The organism is Amycolatopsis sp. SID8362 (genome assembly GCF_010550475.1).
Lineage (GTDB): Bacteria > Actinomycetota > Actinomycetes > Mycobacteriales > Pseudonocardiaceae > Amycolatopsis > Amycolatopsis eburnea.
This window is the reverse complement of sequence record NZ_JAAGNB010001677.1, coordinates 1-4249: the sequence shown is the minus strand read 5'-3', so window position 1 is coordinate 4249 and position 4249 is coordinate 1. Positions and strand designations below refer to the sequence as shown.

Here is a 4249-nt window from a genome sequence, read left to right as displayed (position 1 = left end):
GGAAACGGCGTTCCGCTGCACGGCCTGCGGTTCGGTGCGGCTGCGCGCGGTGATCGTCGGCGCCAAGCGCACGGCGGAGGAGCTCGGCCGCGCGTTCCCGGGCATCCCGGTCCGCACGTCGGGCGCGGCGGAGGTGCTGTCCTCGGTCCCGGGCAAACCGGCGCTGGTGGTCTGCACCCCGGGCGCCGAACCGGTGGCCGAAGGCGGCTACGGCGCGGCGCTGCTCCTGGACGGCTGGGCCCTCCTCGGCCGCCAGGACCTGCGGGCGGCGGAGGAAACCCTGCGCCGCTGGATGGCCGCGGCCGCCCTGGTCCGCCCGTCCGCCTCGGGCGGCCGGGTGATCGTCGGCGCGGAGGCGGGCCTGCCGGTGGTGCAGGCGCTGGTCCGCTGGGACCCGGCCTGGCACGCGGGCCAGGAGCTGGCCGAGCGCCGTGAGCTGGGCTTCCCGCCGTCGATGCGGATGGCGAGCGTCGAGGGCAGCCCGGACGCGGTCGCGGGCTTCCTGGCCGATCTCCCGCTGCCGGACACCGGCGAGGTGCTGGGCCCGGTCCCGCTGGGCGAGGTCGACGAAGACGGCAACGCGGAGCGCGAGCGGGCCTTGGTCCGGGTGTCCCGCGCGGACGGCAAGGCACTGGCGGCCTCGATCCACGCGGCGGCGGCCCGGCGGGACGCGAAGAAGGCGACGGAACCGATCCGCGTCCAGGTGGACCCGCTCGACCTGATCTGAGGCGGGCCGTGGCGCCGGGCGGCTCGCAGGTGGGGTGCCGCGAACGCTGCGGACCGCAGGCGCGACGTACCGGAACCCGGTGCGGCGGGCCGTCAGCCGTTTTGTCCGGCCGGCTCTTCGGGGATCGTGTCGAGGATGCCGCCGGCGATGTCCCGTGCCGCGCGCTTCAGCTCGGTGCTCGCGCCGCGGAAGAGGTCCTGGGCCGGTTCCGCGGGCCAGTCGCCGGGCAGGAGGTCGCGGGGGAGCCGGGGGTCGGTGCGGATCGTCTGCAGCCAGTCGGCTTCCAGCCGGAGGTGGCGGGCCAGGCTGTCCGGCGCCTGCGCCGCCGCCTCGCCCGGTTCGCCCCAGCGGGCCAGGAAACCGCGGTAGTGGCTCGCGATGCGCTCGAGGTCCCACGCCTCCTGCACGATCTCGGCGACCTCCGTCGGCGGCAGGGCGCGGGCCTGGAACACCTTGACGTGGCCGTCGGTGCCCAGGCCGTCCAGCAGCGGCACGGTGTCCACTGTGGAGGGTGCGATCCACAGTCCGCTCTGCAGGCTGCCGAACCCGGCCCACAGCAGGCGTGAGCGCAGCACGTGGCGCTGGCGCTGCCACGACTCCGGCATCGAAAAGCCGAGCAGGGTCCAGGTGCCGTCCCACTCGTGGTCGACCGCGCCGAGGTGCCAGATGCGGTGCGCGCCGTCGAGCAGGATCGCGCGCGACCGGCCGGTCAGTCCGATGTAGACGTTGCGGCCGCGCCGGGTGCGCCGCAGCAGGTCGCGCCGGGCCATCCGGCTCAGCGTCGAGCGGGCCGCGTGCTCGGAGACGCCGGCCCGGCCCAGCACCTCGAGCACGCTCGCCGTGGCCACCTGGACGTCGTGGCCGAGGACGTGCGCGCCGAGGAACGCGAGCAGCAGCGCCTGCGGGCGCGGGGCCCCGCTGGGGGAGAGGTCGTCGCCCTGCTCGGTCTCGTGGTCGGCCACGGTGGTCACCGCGCCAGCATAAGCGAGTCGATGTTGGGCACAGTATTGACCGCAGTCATCGATGTGCTTAATGTTTGCGCCGGATGTGGCGCAGGCCACGTCCGCATCCGGCGGTCGGCGACGAGGCAGGACACGCGATGACGGACACCCACCATTCGCCCGTGCAGCTGCGCAGGGCGGTGCTGTCCAGCTACCTGGGCAGCGTGATCGAGTACTACGACTTCCTGCTCTACGCCACGGCGTCGGCGGTGGTGTTCTCCAAGGTCTTCTTCTCCGGCCTGGACCCGGTGATCGGCACGATCGCGAGCCTGGGCACCTTCACCACCGGCTACCTGGCCCGCCCGCTCGGCGGGATCGTCTTCGGGCACTTCGGGGACCTGCTCGGCCGCAAGCGGATGCTCGTGATCACCATGACGATGATGGGCCTCGCGAGCACGCTGATCGGCGTGCTGCCGACGTACGCCCAGGCCGGCGCCCTGGCCCCGATCCTGCTGGTCGTCCTGCGCGTGCTGCAGGGCATCGCGGTCGGCGGCGAGTGGGGCGGCGCGGTGCTGATGTCGGCCGAGCACGCCACCACCCGCCGCGGCCTGTGGGCGAGCTTCACCAACGCCGGCGCCCCCAGCGGCATGGTCGTCTCGACGCTGATGCTGACGCTCATGGCCGCGGTGACGACCGACGCGCAGTTCCTGGCGTGGGGCTGGCGGATCCCGTTCCTGCTCAGCGTCGTGCTGCTCGCCATCGGCCTGTTCGTCCGGCTGAAGGTGACCGAAACACCGGTCTTCGCGGCGACGAGCCGCCCGTCGCGCGCCCCGCTGGTGGAGGTGCTGCGGCGGCACCCGAAGAACCTGCTGCTGGCGATCGGCGTCGGCTTCGGCGCGTTCGTCGCGCAGGGCACGCTCACCACGTACGTGCTTGCCTACGCGGTCGGCCAGGGCTTCCCGCGCCAGACGGTGCTCAACGCGATCACCGTGTCGTCGGTGGGCGCGGTCGCCGGCATCATCGGGTTCTCGGCGCTGTCGGACCGCATCGGCCGCCGCCCGGTGGTCATCGGCGGCGCGGTGGCCACCGCGATCGTCGGCTTCCTGCTGTTCCCGATGGTCGACAGCCACTCGGCGGGCCTGCTGGTCCTGGCACTGGTGCTCGGCCAGTCCATCGCCCACCCGGCGATGTACGGCCCGCTGGCCGCGCTGTGCACCGAGCTGTTCGGCACCCGCACCCGCTACACCGGCGCGTCACTGGGCTACCAGATCGCCGGCCTCGGCGCGGGCGTCGCCCCGGTCGTCTTCGCGAGCATCGCCGGCGCCGGCACGCTGGTGATCTCCGCAGTGATCGCCGCGTGCTGCCTGCTTACGGTGCTGAGCGTGCTCGCGCTGGCGGAAAGCAACCGCAGCGATCTGGCCGACGAGCCGGACGGTGCGGCGGTGCCCGCGCCGGAGGGGATCCGCGGAACCACGTGAGCGCAGTGCTCAGCGGCTCAACACCGTGCCCGGCAACGACTCCAGCGCCGCACGCGGGGATTCCTGCTGCCGCAGCGGGATTCCCGCGTCCGGCCCGCCGGCCGCAGCCTCCGTCAGCGAGATCACCTGGGCCGCGATCGCCTGCCGCCGGGACTCGAACGCCGGGTCCGTCAGCGCCGCCGGATCGGCCGGCTGGCCCAAAACCGGCGTGTGCAGGTGCCCGCCCGCCACCGACGTCAGGCCCAGCCCCAGCCGGACCCGGTTCGCGCGGAACATCGATTCGTTCGACAGGTAGTTCCCGCCCCCGCCCGAAGCCGCGATTTCGCCGGGGGCCGGGGCGTCCGAACGGCACACGGGCGTGCCGCTGCCCGGGTGCGAAGAATCCGGCCACACGCAGAACGCCTGGTTGAAGTTCACCGGGTAAGCGCCCGGAACCTCGGTCATCCGCGCGTACGGGAGCGTGGTCTCGATGAACTGGACGTCCGGCTGCGGCCAGCCCGCGGCCGGCGGGACACCGCCCGTCACCGACGCGTTGTTGTTGTCCGGGAAGCCGCCGCGCCAGGCGCCCGCCCAGCGTTCGACGTCGAAGCGGCCCGGGCGGCCCTGGCTGATCGTCAGCACGACGTCCGGCCGCCGCGCGCGGTCGCGCAGCGCCGAGCCGTACGCCGCTTCGACGATGCCGTCGTCGAAGTAGCCCCACACCACCGGGAAGCTCACCGCCTGGACCACCGCCGGGCCCGACGGTGTGTCCAGGACGCGGCCGTCCAGCTGCAGCGCCGACGCCCCGGCGGGGTTCGAAATCGAGAGGCCGCGGCCGTCCAGCTGGAACGGGTCGAAGCCGCTCACCATGACTCGCCGCGTTTTGCCGAGCGGGAAGCGGACGTCGTCGAGTCCTCGGGAGCCGTGGTCGAACGCCGTGAGCAGCGCGGTCCGGTCCGGCAGCGCGAACGCCGGCCGCCACTGCCGGATCGCGCTGCTCAGCTGCAGCCTCGCCCAGTACAGCGGCCGGTCGTCGAAGCGGTCGAGCGTGCCCAGGTCGGGACGACGGCCCTGCGCGCGGTCGACGGCCGTGCGCCACAGCCGGTCGCCGGCCCGCGTGAGCA

The 4249-nt window shown here is 73.8% G+C and carries 3 protein-coding genes and 1 pseudogene; 2 read left to right on the top strand and 2 right to left on the bottom strand.

Annotated elements, in window-relative coordinates:
- Positions 1-727, top strand: a pseudogene (locus G3I65_RS51705) (primosome assembly protein PriA); the annotation flags it as partial.
- A gap of 92 nt (positions 728-819) precedes the next feature.
- On the opposite strand, the gene G3I65_RS51700 reads toward G3I65_RS51705, so the two are convergent.
- Positions 820-1698: a PaaX family transcriptional regulator C-terminal domain-containing protein gene (locus tag G3I65_RS51700; protein WP_309236083.1), complete on the bottom strand. Its 879-nt coding sequence runs from the start codon at positions 1696-1698 to the stop codon at positions 820-822.
- A gap of 128 nt (positions 1699-1826) precedes the next feature.
- Here G3I65_RS51700 and G3I65_RS51695 point away from each other — a divergent pair, with 128 nt between their 5' ends.
- Positions 1827-3146 carry an MFS transporter gene (locus tag G3I65_RS51695; RefSeq protein WP_160703358.1) on the top strand — a complete coding sequence of 440 codons (1320 nt, stop codon included), beginning with the start codon at positions 1827-1829 and terminating at the stop codon, positions 3144-3146.
- 9 nt (positions 3147-3155) lie between these two features.
- On the opposite strand, the gene G3I65_RS51690 is transcribed toward G3I65_RS51695, so the two are convergent.
- Positions 3156-4249: hypothetical protein (locus tag G3I65_RS51690; RefSeq protein WP_160703356.1), on the bottom strand; the 1094-nt coding region annotated here is incomplete at its 5' end.

Bases quoted from the DNA above. Each gene is read 5' to 3' on its own strand.
- G3I65_RS51695 (WP_160703358.1), top strand. From the start codon at position 1,827: ATGACGGACACCCACCATTCGCCCGTGCAGCTGCGCAGGGCGGTGCTG.